The sequence below is a fragment of the Betaproteobacteria bacterium genome, from assembly GCA_009377585.1.
Taxonomy (GTDB): Bacteria; Pseudomonadota; Gammaproteobacteria; order Burkholderiales; family WYBJ01; genus WYBJ01.
The window spans coordinates 1-17931 of record WHTS01000048.1; the positions used below are offsets into that span (position 1 = coordinate 1).

Annotated in this window: 21 protein-coding genes and 1 pseudogene; 14 read left to right on the plus strand and 8 right to left on the minus strand. The window is 64.1% G+C overall.

Going from position 1 to position 17931, the window contains the following annotated elements:
• Positions 1-121: 121 nt before the first annotated feature.
• The gene (locus tag GEV05_15885) at positions 122-391 is read left to right on the plus strand and encodes a hypothetical protein (GenBank protein MPZ44848.1); all 270 of its coding nucleotides are present in this window, start codon (positions 122-124) and stop codon (positions 389-391) included.
• 149 nt (positions 392-540) lie between these two features.
• A pseudogene (locus GEV05_15890) lies at positions 541-1045 on the plus strand (DUF899 domain-containing protein).
• Positions 1046-1387: 342 nt separating this feature from the next.
• Here the strand turns inward: GEV05_15890 and GEV05_15895 are convergent.
• Complete coding sequence (locus GEV05_15895; protein MPZ44849.1) at positions 1388-1825, minus strand: lactoylglutathione lyase; 438 nt, start codon at positions 1823-1825, stop codon at positions 1388-1390.
• Here GEV05_15895 and GEV05_15900 point away from each other — a divergent pair.
• The 3 genes from GEV05_15900 to GEV05_15910 all read left to right on the plus strand — a co-directional run bounded on the left by GEV05_15900 (position 1811) and on the right by GEV05_15910 (position 4209).
• Positions 1811-2203, plus strand: coding sequence for an SDR family NAD(P)-dependent oxidoreductase (locus tag GEV05_15900; protein MPZ44850.1), 393 nt, complete (start codon positions 1811-1813; stop codon positions 2201-2203). The two genes, GEV05_15895 and GEV05_15900, sit on opposite strands and share 15 nt — an antisense overlap.
• Positions 2016-2615 carry an SDR family oxidoreductase gene (locus GEV05_15905; GenBank protein MPZ44851.1) on the plus strand — a complete coding sequence of 200 codons (600 nt, stop codon included), beginning with the start codon at positions 2016-2018 and terminating at the stop codon, positions 2613-2615. Before GEV05_15900 ends, GEV05_15905 begins: the two co-directional genes overlap by 188 nt.
• Positions 2616-2919: 304 nt before the next feature.
• Positions 2920-4209: an MFS transporter gene (locus GEV05_15910; GenBank protein ID MPZ44852.1), complete on the plus strand. Its 1290-nt coding sequence runs from the start codon at positions 2920-2922 to the stop codon at positions 4207-4209.
• Between the two features lie 111 nt (positions 4210-4320).
• Here GEV05_15910 and GEV05_15915 read toward each other — a convergent pair whose 3' ends face one another.
• The 3 genes from GEV05_15915 to GEV05_15925 are packed head-to-tail and all read right to left on the minus strand — an operon-like array spanning position 4321 to position 6299.
• Positions 4321-5010, minus strand: coding sequence for an SDR family NAD(P)-dependent oxidoreductase (locus GEV05_15915; GenBank protein MPZ44853.1), 690 nt, complete (start codon positions 5008-5010; stop codon positions 4321-4323).
• Between the two features lie 56 nt (positions 5011-5066).
• On the minus strand, positions 5067-5549 hold the full coding sequence (locus GEV05_15920) for an acyl dehydratase (protein MPZ44854.1): 483 nt from the start codon (positions 5547-5549) through the stop codon (positions 5067-5069).
• 27 nt (positions 5550-5576) lie between these two features.
• Positions 5577-6299: a hypothetical protein gene (locus tag GEV05_15925; GenBank protein MPZ44855.1), complete on the minus strand. Its 723-nt coding sequence runs from the start codon at positions 6297-6299 to the stop codon at positions 5577-5579.
• A 154-nt stretch (positions 6300-6453) separates the two neighbouring features.
• Between GEV05_15925 and GEV05_15930 the strand changes: the two genes are divergently transcribed.
• From GEV05_15930 to GEV05_15940, 3 genes are all read left to right on the plus strand, one after another.
• Entirely contained in the window at positions 6454-6600 is a 147-nt protein-coding gene (locus GEV05_15930) for a rubredoxin (protein ID MPZ44856.1), read from the plus strand.
• 293 nt (positions 6601-6893) lie between these two features.
• On the plus strand, positions 6894-7247 hold the full coding sequence (locus GEV05_15935) for a hypothetical protein (protein ID MPZ44857.1): 354 nt from the start codon (positions 6894-6896) through the stop codon (positions 7245-7247).
• Positions 7248-7533: 286 nt separating this feature from the next.
• On the plus strand, positions 7534-7959 hold the full coding sequence (locus GEV05_15940) for a hypothetical protein (GenBank protein ID MPZ44858.1): 426 nt from the start codon (positions 7534-7536) through the stop codon (positions 7957-7959).
• A gap of 502 nt (positions 7960-8461) precedes the next feature.
• Here the strand turns inward: GEV05_15940 and GEV05_15945 are convergent.
• On the minus strand, positions 8462-8956 hold the full coding sequence (locus tag GEV05_15945) for an NAD-binding protein (protein ID MPZ44859.1): 495 nt from the start codon (positions 8954-8956) through the stop codon (positions 8462-8464).
• A gap of 207 nt (positions 8957-9163) precedes the next feature.
• On the opposite strand from GEV05_15945, the gene GEV05_15950 reads away from it, so the two are divergent.
• Positions 9164-10420: a M24 family metallopeptidase gene (locus GEV05_15950; protein ID MPZ44860.1), complete on the plus strand. Its 1257-nt coding sequence runs from the start codon at positions 9164-9166 to the stop codon at positions 10418-10420.
• Here the strand turns inward: GEV05_15950 and GEV05_15955 are convergent.
• Entirely contained in the window at positions 10413-11507 is a 1095-nt protein-coding gene (locus GEV05_15955; protein MPZ44861.1) for a low specificity L-threonine aldolase, read from the minus strand. The genes GEV05_15950 and GEV05_15955 overlap by 8 nt on opposite strands.
• 446 nt (positions 11508-11953) lie before the next feature.
• Here GEV05_15955 and GEV05_15960 point away from each other — a divergent pair, with 446 nt between their 5' ends.
• From GEV05_15960 to GEV05_15970, 3 genes are all read left to right on the plus strand, one after another.
• Positions 11954-12595, plus strand: coding sequence for a glutathione S-transferase family protein (locus GEV05_15960; GenBank protein MPZ44862.1), 642 nt, complete (start codon positions 11954-11956; stop codon positions 12593-12595).
• Positions 12596-13143: 548 nt separating this feature from the next.
• The gene (locus tag GEV05_15965; protein ID MPZ44863.1) at positions 13144-13785 is read left to right on the plus strand and encodes a hypothetical protein; all 642 of its coding nucleotides are present in this window, start codon (positions 13144-13146) and stop codon (positions 13783-13785) included.
• Positions 13786-13844: 59 nt separating this feature from the next.
• Complete coding sequence (locus tag GEV05_15970; GenBank protein MPZ44864.1) at positions 13845-14378, plus strand: hypothetical protein; 534 nt, start codon at positions 13845-13847, stop codon at positions 14376-14378.
• A gap of 108 nt (positions 14379-14486) precedes the next feature.
• Here GEV05_15970 and GEV05_15975 read toward each other — a convergent pair whose 3' ends face one another.
• A complete protein-coding gene (locus tag GEV05_15975; GenBank protein ID MPZ44865.1) occupies positions 14487-15350 on the minus strand; it encodes an enoyl-CoA hydratase family protein in 864 nt (287 codons plus the stop codon).
• Positions 15351-15377: 27 nt separating this feature from the next.
• Entirely contained in the window at positions 15378-16151 is a 774-nt protein-coding gene (locus GEV05_15980) for an SDR family oxidoreductase (protein MPZ44866.1), read from the minus strand.
• A gap of 113 nt (positions 16152-16264) precedes the next feature.
• Here GEV05_15980 and GEV05_15985 point away from each other — a divergent pair, with 113 nt between their 5' ends.
• A complete protein-coding gene (locus tag GEV05_15985; GenBank protein MPZ44867.1) occupies positions 16265-16735 on the plus strand; it encodes an acyl dehydratase in 471 nt (156 codons plus the stop codon).
• The gene (locus GEV05_15990; GenBank protein ID MPZ44868.1) at positions 16732-17928 is read left to right on the plus strand and encodes a CoA transferase; all 1197 of its coding nucleotides are present in this window, start codon (positions 16732-16734) and stop codon (positions 17926-17928) included. The genes GEV05_15985 and GEV05_15990 overlap by 4 nt, the downstream gene beginning before the upstream one ends.
• The last annotated feature ends 3 nt before the right edge of the window (positions 17929-17931 follow it).

The following is a 17931-nucleotide window of genomic DNA, read 5'->3' on the forward strand; positions in this document are numbered from 1 at the left end:
CATCGCCAGGGACCGCACAGCCGCACCCATCTCGCAAGCCCGGTAAGCGTCGCGGCGGCCGCGGTGAGCGGTTGCATCACCGACCCGCGCAAGCTGCTCGATCGGCATTAGGAGCCATCCCATGGAGAAACTCAGCGTGGTCACCGGCATCGCGGCGCCGATGCCGATGCCGAACATCAATACGGACGCCATCTCGCCCATGGCGGCGGGCCGCTCCACCTCGGCCGACCTCGGCAAGCTGCTCTTCGCCAACTGGCGCTACGGTCTCGACGGCGCGGAGCTGCCCGAGTTCGCTGCGTCGTGCAGGGCCCCGAAGGTTGGACGAGCGGGTTCAGCGTGCCGGCCGAGCGGCGCGCGGCGCTGCTCGAAGGCCTGGACGAGATCGACGTGATCCTGCGCATGGAGCCGGCGATCGACACGTTCCAGCAGGCCGATCGCGTGCGCCGGCCGTGGATCTACCTTTCGCGCTACGGGTCTGACCTTGGGTCCGACAGCGGTTGAAACGGACGCCGGCTGCAATGAACCTTCTGGGAGTAAGACATGACAGATCAACTGACACCGGCGACCAAACTGACCACCAAAGCCAAGACTCCGTTCCCGGGGTCGTCGCCGAATACGACGCAGCCCGCAAGGCGTTGCTCGCCGAAGAGATCGAATTCCGTCGCCACATGACTCGCCTGTGGGCGAGCAGCGCCGCGCTCTGCCGCCGGGGCCTGTGATCAGCAAAGACGATCGGTTCAAGGATGAACAGGCGTTCGAGGTTGGACTGCCGGAACTCTTCGGCGACAAAGACACGCTTGTCACCTACTGCTGGATGTACGGACCGCCACGCGAACGGCCTTGCCCGATGTGCACGAGCTGGCTCGGATCGGTCAACGGCAACGCCGCTGATATTAAGCAGCGCGTGGCGCTAATGATTCTCGGGCGCTCCACCCTGGAGCGCCAGTACGCATTCGCGCAAGAACGAGGCTGGCGCGACTTGAATTTCGTGCAGACGATTGGTGACGACTATGCGAACGATCTCGGTATCCTGATGCCGGATGGACGCGGAGCTGATTGTCGTTCCAGGGCATCAGAGGTCGAAGGGCAGGTAACCGAAGTATTGCCGCCCGACATAGACCGCAAGTTCAACGGCGCCTCCGGCTCGATAGCGGTCTGTTCCGGATCATGTCTAGAGTCGCATGTCGACCAGTCCCGATTCCGGAACCCGTTGACAGGACCCGTCGAGGTCAAAGTCTTGCAAACGAGCCAACTCACCCCACGTCGGGTGCCGCTGAGCGGCCAGGCGCGGTCGCTGCCGCAAATGAGCTGGGTGCGTGATTGCCAAGACTCGACCTCGTCACTTCCCATCACATAGACCGATGGCACCATCCGCGCTAAGGCGGGCTTACCAGCTACCGATATTTTCCATTGACGCCCAAGGCTCCTGCGGCGCAAGACGCTCGCCTTTCTGCAGGAGCTCGATGGAAATATCGTCCGGTGTGTGGACAAAGGCCATGTGGCCGTCGCGCGGGGGGCGGTTGATGGTGACGCCGTTATCCATCAGCGTTTGGCACATTTCGTAAATGTTGTCGACCTCGAACGCGAGGTGGCCGAAATTGCGCCCACTCATATACTCCTCCGGGTCCCAGTTGTAGGTAAGTTCGAGCGTCGGCGCGCGCACCGATTTTGCGACGTCGACGTCGTCCCTTGCCGCCAGGTGCAGATTGGTAAAGCGGCCCTTTTCGCTATCCCTGCGGCGCACTTCGCTCAGACCCAGCATTTCGAAGAATTTGAGCGATTGCCCGAGGTTGGAAACGCGTACCATGGTATGGAGATATCGCATGCCTGTCTTACCCGTAAAATGAGCACCAGACGCCAGAATTATGCTTTGACCAAGAAACAGTTGGAAGGCCGCACAGCCCTTGTGACGGGCGCATCACAGGGTATCGGACGCGCGATAGCACTGGCGTTTGCACGCAATGGTGCAAACATCGTCGTGACGGCGCGCAGCGAGGACAAGCTTCGGGCCCTGGCTGCCGAGGCTGAGGCGATGGGCGTCCGTGCGCTTGCCGCACCAGCAGACCTTGGCGTCGAAAGCGAGATCAACGCCGCCGCCGGTGCCGCAATCGCAAAATTCGGCGGAGTCGACATCGGTCAACAATGCCGGCATCATCCACCCGCGCATCCCGGTCGCCGAATTCGACCCGCAGCTTTTCCGTGATGTGCTGAATGTGAACATGACCGGCGCGTTCCTGATTACGAAGGCGCTGCTGCCGGGAATGATTGAGCGCGGCTACGGCAAGATCATCAACATTTCATCCCTCGGCGGGCGAAAGGGTGCGGCCGGCCGCAGCGCGTACCGCATCACGAAGGCCGGGCTCATCAGCTTCACCGAGTCGCTGGCAGCGGAGGTCAAGCAGTACGGGATTGACGTGAACGCCATCTGCCCGGGCGCGGTGGACACGGAGGGTTACCGAGAGGCGTTCAACGCGACTGGCGTCGCTCGGAACCCGAAGATCGCGACACCGGAGAACATAGCGGACGTTGCGGTTTTCCTGGCCAGCGACCGCAGCACGGCCATCACAGGAACTGCAATCGACGCTTTCGGAGCAACGAACCCGCTGTTCGGCTAGTGCCCGTGGGCCGGCCGCCCCTCAAGCCCACCGTCCGGGTCGTGGCCGTTCAGCAGTCCCAGATAAACCGGCAGAATGTTCTCCTGGTAGGCACGCTCCAGCCGCTCGATCGGGTGGATCAGGTGGGGACAGCAAATTCGAACCACCTTTCCCGCGCGACCACCGCGGAGCGGGCGATGTACCAAGGCCATGTGCGCCGACCGCAGTCCCCGCTGCAAATACTTGATTCGGTCGGAATCCCTTCAGTTTATTCGGTGGGCCCAGGCAGGCGCCACCAGGCCATCGGCTGACGCAAATCGAGCCAATGTGCTGTGACGCCGCTGCGTCATGCTATCGTCGAACCATGAAACACTTTTACGGCTGGCGCGTGGTGTTCGCTGGCGGCACGCTGCAGTTTTTTCAAAGCATGCTGCTGAATCAGGCATTCGGCGCGTATCTCGCCGCGCTGGTGCAGGACACTGGCTGGAGCAAGACGGCATTGTCGGGCGCCGCGGCGCTCAAATCCACCGAATCCGCCCTGATGGGCCCCGTTCTGGGCTGGCTGGTCGACCGCTTCGGCTCGCAGCGCATTGTTCGCGCTGGCGTGATGCTTTTCGGCATCGGCTTTATGCTGCTGAGCCAGACCGATACGCTGGCGACGTTCTATGCCGCGTTCGTCGTGCTTGCACTGGGCGCCAGCATGTGCAGCAACATGGTGGTGAGCGTCGCCATCATCCAGTGGTTCCAGAGACGGCGGGCTCGCGCACTGTCGTCGTCCCAGTTCGGCGCCGCGGTGGGTGGGCTGTTCGTAGTTGCGGTTGCGTGGGTCATCCAGACTTACGGCTGGCGTGCCGCCGCTTTCGGTTCCGGCGTGATCCTCATCGTTTTCGGCTGGCCGCTTGCGAGCATGGTACGCAGCCGCCCCGAAGACGTAGGCCAGCGCATCGACGGCTTGCCGCCGGCGGCCGCACCCGCAAGCCCCAGCTCCACCTCTGTAGACCCAGCGCCGCCGGCGCGGCGCGCAAGGCCCGCCGACGGAAACTACACGGCCCGCCAGGCATTACGTACCCGATCCTTCTGGTTCCTGTCGCTCGGCCACGCCTGCTCGCTCTTCGTGGTGACGGCGATCAACGTGCACGCCATCGTCCACATCAAGGAAGGTCTCGGCTACTCGCTGGCACTGGCGTCGCTTTACATCACCCTTGCGACCGCAGGGCAGTTCGTCGGCGTCGTTTGCGGTTGGGTCATTCCGGAACACGTCGAAAAGCGCAAAGTCACCGCATTCACCATGCTGCTGCACGCGACCGGCATGCTGACGCTAACCTATGCCGCCGGGCCGGTCATCCTGGTGCTGTCTGCGTTGGTGCACGGTGTCGGCTGGGGACTGCGCGGACCGTTCATTTCCGCGATGCGGGCCGATTACTTCGGCCGCAACTCGATCGGCATGATTCTCGGCCTGTCGTCGATGATCATGGTCATCGGCCAGATCGGCGGGCCCCTCATCGCTGGCGCGTTCGCCGACTGGCTGGGCAACTATCGCGCGGGCTTCACGCTGATCGCCGGTCTTGCCGCAGTCGGTTCGCTGTTCTTCTGGATGGCCAAGCGGCCGGTGTGATGCCGCGATCAGCAGGGGATTCGGAGTCGGTTGAGCCGGGGCGAGCGAGCGGTAGCGCCGCCGCGACGGATTCCAGTGCGCTCGACAGGCTGGACGGTACGCGCTGTAGCGCTATTCGATCGGCTTTCCATCCTGGAACACCCCGCCCGCGGGGCCGCCGGGTGGCAACCTCACGCCCCACAGCACGCTGTCCGCGCCCTGCTGCAGCGAGCGCGGCGCGCTGGATCCGCCCATATCGCTGCGGACCCATCCGGGGCTTATCGCGTTCACCAGGATTCCTTGCGGCGCGAGTTGCTTTGCGAACACCTTGGCCAAAGCGTTGAGCGTAGCCTTGCTTTGCCCATAACCCCCGGGGGCCTCCTCGGCCAAGTGCTCCAAGTCGGAGAGGGATAGCTTCGGATTCGACAGGCGCTTGACCAGGCTGCGAGGCTGCGCCGAAGTCTGGCCGAGACCGCTCGTCACCATGACGACGCGGGCATTCGGGTTGAGGAGCGTCTGAAGCGCCCGCGTAAGGCGCAACGGGCCGAGCACGTTGACGTCCCAAACCCGGCGCGCGGGTTCTCTATATACGCCGGCGTTGTTCACGAGCGCATCCAGCCGTTCGTCCCGCGCAAGAAGCCGTTTCGCCAAGGCTTCGATCGATTCGGGATCGGCCATATCGACGATCTCGACCTGTGTGCCTGGGGGCGCCGACTCCGGCTTCCGGACCCCGGCTAGCACGCGCCAGCCCTCGGATGCGAGCGCGCGAGCAACTTCGCGACCGATGCCGCGGCTCGCTCCTGTAATCAGTGCTGTCTGCATTGCGCAAGCCCTCCACCGAGCAAAGTATCAGTCTGTTCTCATAAAGACTGGGCTTCTCAGCCCTCAAATGGTGCGAAGGGATACGGCACGGCTTTTCCATCCCTGATTGGCAGAACGATGACCGCGGAGCCGGGTGTGCTTTCGAGGCCGCGGTCGTTTCGAATGCCGGTCTCGCACTCGACGATACCGAGACCGTCCTTCTCATAGGTGTTGGTCACTCTTCCCCATGCGGTGAGGGTTTCCCATTCGATGTTCATGGCGCGGTACTGAAAAGAGATCTTCGCGACCCATCCTTCGAGGCCGGCCCATTCGTCGAGCATCTGGGCGAGGAGGTGCTGTTTCCAGGAACCATTGATGAGGAGTCCAGGGTTCTTGTCATGGCCGGTGCTGAAGGGATAGTCATAGTGGATCCGATGCCAGTTCTCGGACGCCGCAGACCAGCGCATGATGTGCGCCGGACTCATCGGTCCCTTCTCTACGGGGGTAAGCTCATCCCCGACCTTGACGTGGTCGAAGTAGCGCTGCGTTGCGTATCCCATTTAAGGTGACTCCGTGCGTGGTCGGGGTTAGCGAAAGATGGCGGTCTGCCGTGCTCGCGCGATGAGGTCGCCGTCGTCGTCCTGGAACATTGTCTCGGTGATGACGATGGCCATAGGTCCCGTTTTGCCGATACGTTCCCGGATGTCGTGGTACCGAACCTTCGTGCGGACGCGCTTGCCGGGCCGAAGGCGCTTGTAGAGGTCGATCTCCGAGCCGCCGTTGACCATGCGTTGGAAGCCATGCGGCACGCGCGGGAGGACCTGTCGATAAGCGCCGCCGCCACCGTAGGCATCCCAGTCCCGGTCGGTCTTGAGGCGGTCGAGCGGGTCCGGGGTGCCATACGCGCGTCGAAAGGCAAATGAAGCATAGAGGGGAGGACAGACCACCTCACCGTACTTGGTGCCGCGTGCGTACACCTCGTCGTAGTACACGGGGTTGTCGTCCACAATGGCGTGGACGAAGCGGCGGACTTCGGAGGTCGAGATGGGCTCGGAATAGGCGCTCCATGCCGACTCCACTCCAATCAAGTCCTTGACTTCGTCGGTCAGGAAGGATTCGTACTCGGCTGTCATCAGCTGCGGCCCCTTATTGAACTTGGCGGGCGCCAAGCGTCCGCTGCTCCGAACTGTAGCAGGGTTGCGCAGGCGTTTGCGTTCGGCGAATAGAGAGGCTGCCGTTCGGCGACTAGAATCCTCGAAGGTCAGTAGATCGCTTAGCCTGATCCACGAGAACAAAGAAGCGAAGGCCATGACCCTGGTATACGTCTCGAACAAAGAGAGGCCATTCGAGATTCATGCCGGTTCTGAGGGCCTGGAAGGGCTCATCGTCCGATTCCCTAACCCGGTCACGCAGTCGGCTGTCGCTACGAAAGGTGCACAGCCCGGGGAACGATCATGGAAGTGCATGCTGTGCGCGTTTGCCTACGACGAAGCAATGGGTCTGCCGGAGGAGGGCATTGCGCCCGGAACGCGCTGGGAGGATATACCAGCGGATTGGACTTGCCCGGACTGCCCCGCAGACAAAGGCGGGTTCGAGCTACTTGAATCGTGACAAGCTGGTCACCTGCCCTGGCGTAGCAACCGACCAAGTTCGAGCTCGCACGTTGCCTCGATCGATTGCTGATCAGCAGTTGCTGTTTTCAGCAGAAGAGATTCGGCGACGACAGCGCGGTCCCCACCGGGACGGCAGAGCTTCGCGACCGTGACCATCAGGTGCTACTACGAAATCGCCACCGACAGCGCGCGATTGACCGCCTGTTGGGCCGGCCTTACAGTCGCGGATGGGAAAAATGATGGTTCAATTTCCTATTCCCCTTAAGCCGAACCCCACCGGAGGAGACGAGCATGGCCATGGAAATCGGACACGTCCACATCAAGACGTACGACCCCAAGAAGACGGCGCAGTTCTACATCGACAATTTCGGCGCGACGATGAAGAATGAGGCCGCCAACGGCAACATCCAGCTCAACCTGCACGGGCTGCAGCTCAACGTCACCACCATCAGCGCGGCCCAGAATCGCAAACAGATGATGGGGATCGAGCACATCGCCCTGCAGACCGATGACTACGCCGGCGCGATCGCCAAGCTCAAGCGCAATGGCGCGCACATCATGCTGGAGCAGGTTAGCAACGGCCGCCACGTCGCCTTTATCGAGGCCCCCGACGGCGCTCAGATGGAACTGATCGAGAAGATGTAGCCGCCGGTCTCTGCTGTCATTCCGCCCCTCCGAAAGGGGCGTCGGAGTCAGGTGATTCGGGACGATGAAGGGTTCCGGCGAGAACGACGGGGTCGGACCGACGCATGTTGTATTGACACGAATCTCGGTCGAGAAACGAGCGCTTTTCGCCGATAGTGTCCCAAGGTGTTGCTGCGCAGGTGCGCGAGGCGCAAAATGTTCCGCCTGGGAGCCGGTGGATGCATCGGCGTTCACGCAAGATGGTGGTTTCTCTATCCTCAACGAGGCTTTTCCGAGAGGTGGGCGTATGCAGTTCGTATGCGATGGACCAAACGGCACTTGGTTCAGGATGGAGACCGAGGGCGAGGCGAGCAAGGAATCGCAACTCATGAACCACGCGGTCGAGAAACACTTTCGCCGGGCGGCCGAAGAGGCGGAGAAGACGTTCGTGCCGCCTACCTCGAAATGGGCGTTCGAGCAAAAGATCAGGCTAAAGAGCCACGTGCAAAAGGTGATGCCGATCTTCGTTACCCTGCGTGACCGCGAAGGCGCGGGGCTCGCTACCGCCATGCTGCCGCCGGCCGGCGAGGATGAAACGTCGTTCCGGCCGATCGTGGTGGGGCCGGCGAACGCCGATCCCTATCCGAAGCACGGCGAGGACATCAAGGTATTGGCCCGGCACTATGGCCTCACATTGGATCCCGCGCGCTGCTACCCCTACCGCCGCGGGTAAGAGCCGGGGCATGGCCTGAGGCGACTGGATCGTAACTCCAGCAAAGACGATGGGTACGGTGCGGGTAGCTTTCTGGGCGTCCTTCGCAGCTTGGCTCGAGCTGCCCATAAAGACATCGATCTTTCAGTGCGAGCAGTTCAGCGTGAGCGCCGAATCGCGCTCCGCACGCCTTTGATTTGATACTCCCACAGAACAAGCTCGCCCCCGTGCTGGAAGTATGTCTGCGCATTGTCGCTGCCGACACCATGCGCAAGGCCGATATCGATGCGGGTGTTCCGATCTCCGAGTTGGTGACGAAGCAAGGGTTGCTCTTAGAGAATTGCCCCTCTCAAGTCCAGCAGCGTGTGCAGCTGGATGGCCGTATCGGCCTAGCGAAACGGGTGCACCAACGAACAAGCCCAGGCACAAATCGATTGTGCGGGAATCCAATGCCTGGACCGTGTTGTTCAATTCGACGCCAAGGGCCACCTCGCGCGTAGCGTTTGCGGGAGCGACGAACTTCTCAGACGCTATCGTCGCCGCTGACCTTCACGCCCGCAAGCCGCTCGTACACCTTGACGAGCGACGAACCGTCTTCCTTGCTGAGCCCGGCGGCACGGCCCATCTGATAGACCTGCTGCGACACGTTGGCGAGGAAGAGCGGCACGCCAAGCCGCTTGGCGAAAGCCGTTTCGAGCTCCTGATCCTTGAAGGATATGTCGAGCGTGCCTCCGGGCTTAAAGTTTCTAGCGAGGATCCGCGGCACGCGATTCTGGAACTGTACGCTGTTGCCGAGTGGGTCGCGAGCTGCCAATGCCATGATGAAAAAGCTGACGTCGGATACGGGGTCGTCGCCAAGGTCCGCTGACGGGCGCACACCTGCCCTGCGCTCGATGCTGACTATCTGACCGCACATGGCCGAAGAGCCGAAGGTCGGGCTCCGCACCACGACCGTCTCTTTTGCCGGAACCGGCCGCGTCCAAGTATTCCAGATGCCGGACGTTGCCGGGAGCGCCATCCAGCCGCGCGACGAGGGATGAAGGATGAAGAGCTGAGGAAGAAAGAAGGCACCGAAGTCGAATCACGCTTCACGCCGTTGCGGCCGAGGCCGGAGCCTCCGGTCGCATAGGTGTTCAGGCTGATTGGAACGCCGGGACGGCCGCAGGGTCTGATGGGGGTAAACCGTAACCGTCTTTGCGCTTGATCGCGACGCATCCGTCGCCGGATGACGACGGGAGCGACGCGTCGAACTCCAGACGTGGCGTCCGTGAGCGAGTCGACCCCCCCGGCAGATCTCTACACCCCGGTGACCTATGAGTTGCCGTTTCCCCGCGCGGAGTACGAGGCGCGCCACGAGCGCGTCAAGCGCCACATGGCGCGCGCCGAGGTCGACGCCACGATCGTCACCACGGCGCGGGACTTCTCGTGGCTGACCGGCACGCGGGTCGATTTCTACGCCGCCGAAAGCCCCCAATGGCTGATCGTGTGGGAGGGCGGGCCGATAGGCATCGTGCGGCGGCTGGAGGCGATGACCCATCGCTGCTGCTCGTTCGTCGACGAATGGGTGGAGTATCCGGACGAAGGCCCGATCAATCCCTACGATCCCGTTCTCTATGCCGCGAACATACTGAAGCGGATCGGGCTTGCGCAGAGCCGGATCGGCGTCAACCTGCGCGTCACGCCGGTGGAGGACTACCTGCGGCTGCAAAGCCTGCTTCCCGGCGTCCGGCTGGCGGACTTCCGCGTGGAGCAGATCCGCGTATGCCGCTCCGCGTCGGAGCTCGAATGCATACGCCGGGCGAATAACGTCAATCGCAGGGCCCTCGCGCGCACCATCGAGGCGCTGGAGCCGGGCTGGAGCGAATGGGACGTCGTCATGCACCTCGCCCAGGGCCACGAGGCGCTGCTCGGCGACGAATACTACTACTCGGCGACCGGCGGCACGGTGTGCCAGGTGGGGCCACACATGCTGCACATGCACGCGGTGCGCACGCCGCGCGAGCGCAACGCGCGGCGCATCGCCCGCGGCGACGGCGTCTGGATCGAGCCGGGAATCTTCGTGAAGACCTACGTCGGCTGCATGATCCGCACGATATGGTTCGGGGAGCCGCCGCGCCGGGTGCGCGAGGCGCTCGACGCGACACACGAGGCGCTGGAGCGGCTCCTGCGGGTGATGGCCCCGGGCCGCACGGCGCATGAGGTCGACGCTGCGGCCCGTGATCACCTGGTCGCCGCGGGATTCGAGATGCAGCACCGCTCGGGTTACGCCTCCAACGAGCGCTGGTCCGATGCCGGGATCCTGTCGCTTACGCCGGACAACCCGCTCAAGCTGGAGGCCGGGCAGGTGTTCCACTGCCCTCTGCACGTGTTCCTGCCCGGCATCGGCTACGTGGGAGCGAGCGAGCAGGTCTGCGTGACCGCAACCGGCTGCGAGGTGATCGGCGACAGGTCCGTCTGTTCCCGCCCGCTGTATATCAAGTAGCGGGAACGCGGAGCGCCCCGGGAGACGCGCGGTCGGCGCGAACGGCGTCGAGCGCCCGCCCGACGTCCTCATCCGTGACGTCGAGATGCGTCACCGCGCGCAGCCAGCCCCCGCCCAGGTGCAGCATGAGCACGCCGCGCTGCGCCAGCATTTTCGCCAGAGCATCGCCGTTCGCCCCCTCGATGCGCCAGTAGACCATGTTGGTGGGCGGATCGGGGATTTCCACGCGCAGGCGGCACGCGGGCGCGGCGAGCGCGGCGAGGCCCCGAGCGAGCGCCGCGGCGCGCCGGTGGTCCTCCGCGAGGCGCGACCGCCGGCGCAGGCCTGCGAGCGCGGCCGCGGCGAGCACGCCGGCCTGGCGCATGCCGCCGCCCAGCCGCTTGCGCAGCCGGCGGGCCCGGCCGACCGCTTCCGCGGAGCCGGCGAGGGCCGATCCGACCGGCGCGCCCAGGCCCTTGGAGAAGCACACCGCGACCGTATCGAAGCCGGCGGCGAGGTCGCGCTCCGCCTCGCCCGCGGCGACCGCGGCGTTCCACAGCCGCGCGCCGTCGCAATGCGTGCGCAGCCCGAGCGCGCGCGCCTTCGCGGCGATGCGGGCGATCTCCCGCTGCGCGAGCACGCGCCCCGCGGCGCGATTGTGGGTGTTCTCCACGACGAGAAGCGAGGATGGCGCGGCGTGGATCTCCTCCGGACGCCAGGCTGCCTCGAGCGCCGCGTCGGAGAGCCGCTCCGCCAGCGGCACGAGGTCGAATTGCACGCCGGCGAGCGCCGCCCCCGCGCCCGACTCGTTGACGTACACGTGCGAGCCCTCCTCGCAGATCACGGACTCCCCCGGTCGCGCGTGCAGGAGGATCGCGATCTGGTTCGCCATCGTTCCCGAAGGCGTGAGCATCGCCGCCTCCTTGCCCAGGATCGCCGCCACCTCCTGCTCGAGCGCGTTCACCGTCGGGTCCTCTCCGTAGACGTCGTCCCCGACCGCGGCGGCCTTCATCGCCTCGCGCATCTCCGCGGAGGGCCGCGTCACGGTATCGGATCGCAGGTCCACGACGCGATGCGCGGCGGCAGTGTCGAAGCGGACGTCGCCCATGGCCGTTGCCTCCTCTCGGTACCCATGCTCCAGGATTGGAGCGCGCCGCCGGGTGCAGGTTCTCGCAATCAATCACATGAGCCGCGCCGGGGCGCGTGGCGGCGCACGCGCGGGTAGCCCCAGATGCGTGTGGATGCGGGTGATGACGGCGGGCCCTTCGATGGCGGCGATGATCTTGAGTCGCCCGCCACATTCGGGCACTGCTTGATGTCGATGTCGAAGACGCGTTTTCAGTAAACGTGCCTATCGAGCGTTCCCTATTTCATGTCACGCTCGTCCCTCACCCCCAACCCCTCTCCCGGGGGGAGAGGGGAGCGTCGCGTCCGTATTGGACTGTCGTCCAATACGGAACGATCAATAGCTCATGCGCGAAGGTCGCCGCATGTGCCGGCGTTAGGATGTCGGTACTCTTCGCAACAGGGCAGCTTCAACGAAGGAACGTCACCATGCTCAAGCTCTACGGATTTTCGAAGGTCAACGCTGTCGCGCGCGGCCACACCCGCGACCTGCGCGTGCTGTGGGCGCTCGAAGAGATGCAACTGCCGTTCGAACTGGCCGGCATGGACCACCCCGCACACGACCTGAACACCGAAGCCTATCGCCGGCTCAGCCCCTTCGAGCAGATCCCGTCGATCGACGACGACGGGTTGGTGCTGTCCGAATCCGCCGCCATCCTCGTCTACCTGGCGAAGAAGTCCGGCCGCCTGATCCCCGGCGACCGCGCCGGCGAGGCGCAGGTGGTGCGCTGGTGCTTCGCCGCGATGAACTCGCTCGAGCCGCCGCTGCTCAGCCTGCTGGTGCTCGACTGGACGGCGGATGGCAGCTGCGGCAAGCACCGCGAGTTCCTGGTCGGCTGGGCGAATCGGGTGCTGGCGAACCTGGAGCGCTGGTTCGCTGATCGCGACTTCGTCGCGACAAAGGATTTCACCGTCGCCGACATCCTGATGGCGCACGTGCTCTCTGGCATCAAGGACGAGGGATTGATCGCGCCGTATCCGGGAATCGCGTCGTATCGGGATCGGTGCCTGGCTCGGCCCGCGTGGAGGCGGACCATCGAGGCGTACTGCGCGCGGGTCGAGGCGGGATAGATCGTCGTCGTTGGCCAAGACGCGTCCAAAGCCACCTCCTTGGCTGCGATCAAGTTGCAATCCAGCCGACAACGTATGCGACGGCGTAGGCAATCACAGCGGCAAGAACGAAAATGACAATTCCCCGAGTGAAGCCTTTGGGTATCCCGATCTCCTCCAGGTATCGCTTGATATAGTAGCTCGCGACGAAAAAGGCGATGGTGGAGAGAATCAGGCTAAGCATTCGGAGCTCGAGTCCGCGGGACGATCATTCGGATTGATCTTGCTGCGCCTTACGCGCTCCGGTTTGCCTTCTCCTCCAGCTCCGGCTTCACGTCTGATTTCACTCCGACAGGATGAGCGCATGTTCGTTCTTACGCTACCGACACCGGTCGGTTCATTGACAGTGGGGGCTGCTGCGGGCTAATTTGACGCCGTCACCGCTACAGCCGAAGTCCACGTGATGATGTCCCATCGGGGATAAGCGACATGTAGCTCGTGTTGCCACCGCGCGATGTGTGTGTGGCAACGCCTCGAGCGCTTGCTCTGAGGCGAGCGATACAGTGCGAATGGAGGGAACGATGGCCACACCTGATGAGAGCGAAGCAACGGCACGGACCCAAGGAGGAGATCCCAACGTAACCTGGGAAGACACCGCCAAGCACATCGGTGAGGACTACTCCGGCGGCATCATCATGGTAGCCGACGAGCGCGTCGACAAGGTCATGCTCTCGCGCTACTGCGAACCGGCCGAGATCGGCAACCTGACCTACTGGGATGAAGAAGTCGCCAGGATGGCCGGCTATCGCAGCCAGGTGGTACCGTGGGCCATGGTCAAGGAGGTCCCCACCTATAGCGGCAACTGGCGGCCGGGCCAAACCACACGCTTTCCCCTGGACGCGGACGTCGATTTCCAATCCCAGCTCGCCGCTCGCTCGCCTTCGGCCGGTGACCCGCCGATGCCGCCGACCAACGCCGGCTTCTTCACCGACATGACGATCGAGTTCTTCGAGCCTGTCTGCCTGGGCGACAGGCTCACCACCATGGGTCGCATATTGAGTCACGTCACGCCGAAGGAGACTCGCGTCGGCGTCGGCGCCTTCCTGGGCTATACCACGAGCTACTTCAACCAGAACGGCCAGCTCGTAGCCAAGGCAACCCAAGGCAACTATCGGTTCACCCGCAAGGATGAGAAAGACATCGTCCGGTAGATGCCAGGACGAACACAAGGCGCATTCCTGCATCGTCATTGCACGAGAAGGCTCTACACATGACTACGTTCTACCCGACTGCCGATACCACGGTTCGCTGGCCGATACCGCCCCAGGTCTACTTCGAGCAGGTCAACGAGGGTGACGATATCCCCGCCGTTGACTTCAATTTAACCGTCCAGCGCATGATCATGTTCGTTGGCGCGACCCGGAACTACCCCGGCCTGCACCACAACGACCGCGTCGCCCAGAAGCGAGGCGCCGCCCCCGGCATATTCCTGCAGAACAACTCCTGCCTGATGTTGTGGGAGCGGGTTGTGTCCGACTGGATGGGCATCTACGGGCGCGTGAGGGCCGCTACCTTCCGCATCACCGAATTCCACTTGGCGGGAGACATCATCCACGTGGGCGGGAAGATCAAGCGGAAGTGGCAGGAGAAGGGTCTGAATCTGGTCGAGATCGCCATGGAGTCCAAGACTCCCCGGCGCGTCGGCATGACTGGCACCGTCACTGTTGCGCTGCCGTCGCTCAAGTACCCGACGACGACCCCGATGTGGGACCGCGACGGCAACGCCACCGTCGTCTGCCAATAGGCGGCGCCAGCGAAATCGAAAAATTGGCAAGCGTGGCAATGCGGCAGTCTCGAGCTCTCGTTCGAGACCTGTGGGTGAGCGCCGGATCACTTTTCTGCCGCTTGGTGTTCAGTCGCCCTCGAACACGGGGCGTTGCCTGGCCACGAACGCGTTGTAGGCGCGCTCATAGTCCCTGGTCTGCATGCAGATCGCTTGCGCCTGCGCTTCGGCCTCGATCGCTTCGTCGATGCCCATGCTCCACTCCTGATGAATGCAGCGCTTGGTCATCGCATGCGCGAAGGTCGGCCCGGCTGCGATCGATCGCGCCAGCTCGGTTGCTTCCGCTGCCAGCGCTTCGGGTGCGCACAGCCGGTTATAGAATCCCCAGCGCTCGGCCTCGGCCCCGTCCATGGAGCGGCCGGTGTAGAGCAGCTCGGCGGCGCGTCCCGCGCCGATGATGCGCGGCAGGATATTGCATGCGCCCATGTCGGCGCCCGCAAGGCCAACGCGCACGAACAGGAAGGCAACCTTGCTTTGCAAGGTGCCGCAGCGCAGGTCCGAGGCCATCGCGATAATCGCGCCTGCGCCGGCGCACACGCCGTCCACGGCCGCAATGATCGTCTGCGGGCAGGCGCGCATCGCCTTCACCAGGTCGCCCGTCATGCGGGTGAACTGGAGCAATCCCGGCATGTCGTCCTCGCGCTGCATCGCCACCAGCGGCCCGATGATCTCGTGCACGTCGCCGCCGGAGCAGAAATTGCCGCCCGCGCCCAGGATCACCACCACCTTCACCGTGTCCGAGTAGGCAAGGGCCCGAAAGGTATCCCGCAGCTCGGCGTAGGACTCGAAAGTCAGCGGATTCTTGCGCTCCGGGCGGTTGAGCGTGATGGTCGCCACCTTGCCGTCGAGCTGCCACAGGAAATGGCGCGGCGCGAACGCGGCGAAGTCGACGCCGGCGGGGCGAAAGCGGGTCGCAGTACGCGGGTCTGGCATTGCGGTCTCCAGGTGGATGACGGTGAATCAGGGCATGAAAAAGCCGCCGGTGACGTCGATGACGGCACCGGTTATGAACGAAGCCTCGTCCGAGACGAGAAACGAAACTGCGGCAGCCACGTCCTCGCCGTAGCCCACCCGGCCGGCGGGCGTGCGCGCGACGTACTGCCGATCGACCTCGGACTCGTTCGAGAAGGTTGCCGCCATGGCGGTTTTGATGCGTCCCGGCGAAACGCAGTTGACCGTTATGCCGTCCGCACCGACCTCGCCTGCAAGCACGCGCGAGAAGCCGATCAGGCCCGCCTTCGAGGCCGCGTAGCAAGCGCTGCCGAATCCCGTATACATGCGGCCCGACTGCGACGTCATGTTGACGATGCGCCCCCAGCGGTTGCGCTTCATCAACGCGATCGCCGCGCGCGAGACCAGAAATGCCCCGGTCAGATTGACGGCGAGCGTGCGCTCCCAGTCCGGCTGGGGCGTCTCTTCCACGCGCATGCTGCGGCCCGCGACCCGTGGCGCGATGCCGGCATTGTTCACCGCCACATCGAGGCGGCCGAATCGGCTCTCGATCTGCTCGAACATGTGCGCGACTTCGGAGCCGCTCGCAACGTCGCCGGCCAGGGCATGCGCTCGTTTACCGTCCTCACAAAGCGAACGTACCGCCTCGGCCACAGCCTCGGGACGACGGCCGTTCACCAACACCGTCATGCCGTCCGCGGCCAGGCGCTGCGCAACCGCCAGCCCTATCCCCTGGTTCGCGCCGGTGACCAAAGCCACCCTGGCATCGTCTTTCGTATTCACGCGCTCCTTCGACGCTCGCTTGCCCGGTTATTGAATGGCCGTTAATCTTGCATGGCAAGCGTAGGACAGTGCTTGCTTGGTAGTCAACTGATCGGCCACGAGGGGGCGAGGACGTGGAGACCGTAGGTACCGGATTCCATTTCGAGGACCTGCCCGTGGGCAGGCGATTCAAGACGGTCGGGCGCACGATCACCGATGCGGACATCGTGAATTACGTGAACTGCACGGGGCTCACCGAGGTGCTGTTCACCGATGCCGAGTTTCGCAGCAAGGAGTCGGCGATTGCCGGGCGTTTCGCCCCGGCCATGCTCTCCTACGCGATCTGCGAGGGTCTGTTGGCGCAAGCCACCATGCAGCACACCGCGCTCGCCTTTCTCAACATGGAGCTCGATGTGCTCGCCCCGGTTTTCGCCGGCGACACCATTCACGTGGAAGTCGAAGTGGTGGAGGCACGGATAAGCCGCAGCCGTCCCGACCGCGGCCTGGTGCGAACCCGCAACGAGATCGTGAAGCAGGACGGCACCAAGGTGATCACGTACACGCCGCTTCGCATGGTGAAGCGGCGCATGGAGGCGCAGGCTTGAGCGCGGCGGATGCACCGAAAGCCGCAGGTCCGCTGGTCGGATTGCGCGTCGTCGACCTGACCCAGTTCATCCTGGGACCGGTCGCGACCCAAATCCTGGGCGACTACGGCGCCGACATCGTCAAGGTGGAGCAGCCGGGCGGTGACCTGAACCGCAGCATCGGACCTGCCCGCTATCCGGGCATGAGCGCGATGTTCCTCGGCATGAATCGCAACAAGCGCAGCGTGGTCCTGAACCTCAAGCAGCCCGAGGCGCTGCAGGCGTTGCAGCGCTTGATCGAGGGCGCCGATGTTTTCGTCCATAGCATGCGCCCGCAATCGGCGGACCGGCTCGGCATCGGATATGCCGCCGTGGCGGCCCGGAACCCGCGCGTGGTCTACGCTTGCGCGCCCGGCTATCGTCCCGACGGGCCGAATCGGGATCGGCCTGCTTATGACGACGTGATCCAGGGCGAAAGCGGCATTGCGGGCATCACCGAGCGGGCTTACGGTGAGCCACGGTATTTTCCCACCGTGATCGCCGACAAGTTCTGCGGCCATGTGCTCGCCTCGTCGATCGGTATGGCGCTGGTGCACCGCGCCCGCACCGGCGAAGGCCAGCAGGTGCAGGTGCCGATGCTCGAGACGATGCTGTCGTTCAATCTGATCGAGCACCTTTGGGAGGGCGCATTCGACCAGCCCATGGGCGAGCTGGGCTACGAACGGGCCCTCACGCCGCATCGGCGTCCGTTTGCGACCCGGGACGGTCACATCTGTCTCATGGCGACCAGCGATGTGCAGTGGAAGCAGCTGTTCGCAGCCTGCGAGCGGCCGGAGCTGAGCGAAGACCCGCGCTACGCGACGCTCGCGGAGCGTTCCAAGCGCTTCCCGGAGCTCTATCGGATCGTCGGCGAGGAAATGGCGAAGCGCACCACGGCCGAATGGCAGGCGCGGCTCGATGCGGCCGACGTCCCGAACGGCGCGGTGCGCAAGCTGAGCGATCTGCCGCACGATCCGTATCTGGTCGAAACCGGGTTCTTCCACCGCTACGTTCACCCGCAAGCCGGTCCGATGGTCACAACTTCGGTGCCGGTTCAATTTTCACGCACGCCCGCCCGCATCCAATCCCCGCCGCCGACGCTCGGCGAGCATACCCGTTCGATACTTCTCGAGCTCGGCTACGGCGAGGCCGAGATCGTGCGCATGAGCCGCTGAGCA